Source organism: Streptococcus sp. HMSC076C09, from assembly GCF_001837905.1.
Taxonomy (GTDB): Bacteria; Bacillota; Bacilli; order Lactobacillales; family Streptococcaceae; genus Streptococcus; species Streptococcus parasanguinis_I.
Genome location: NZ_KV834637.1, coordinates 1 through 252 on the forward strand (window position 1 = coordinate 1; position 252 = coordinate 252).

Annotated in this window: 3 tRNA genes; all 3 read right to left on the bottom strand. The window is 54.4% G+C overall.

Annotation, left to right across the window (positions count from 1 at the left end):
• Position 1 precedes the first annotated feature (1 nt).
• A tRNA-Phe gene (locus HMPREF2704_RS03845) sits at positions 2 to 74 on the bottom strand.
• A gap of 3 nt (positions 75 to 77) precedes the next feature.
• Positions 78 to 151 (bottom strand) — tRNA-Met (locus tag HMPREF2704_RS03850).
• Between the two features lie 9 nt (positions 152 to 160).
• A tRNA-Ser gene (locus HMPREF2704_RS03855) sits at positions 161 to 250 on the bottom strand.
• Positions 251 to 252: the final 2 nt, after the last annotated feature.

Here is a 252-nt window from a genome sequence, read left to right on the forward strand (position 1 = left end):
ATGGCGCGAGACGGAATCGAACCGCCGACACATGGAGCTTCAATCCATTGCTCTACCAACTGAGCTACCGAGCCAAATTGCGGGAGCAGGATTTGAACCTACGACCTTCGGGTTATGAGCCCGACGAGCTACCGAGCTGCTCCATCCCGCGTTAATATTAAGGAGGATGTGGGATTCGAACCCACGCACGCTTTTACACGCCTGACGGTTTTCAAGACCGTTCCCTTCAGCCGGACTTGGGTAATCCTCCAA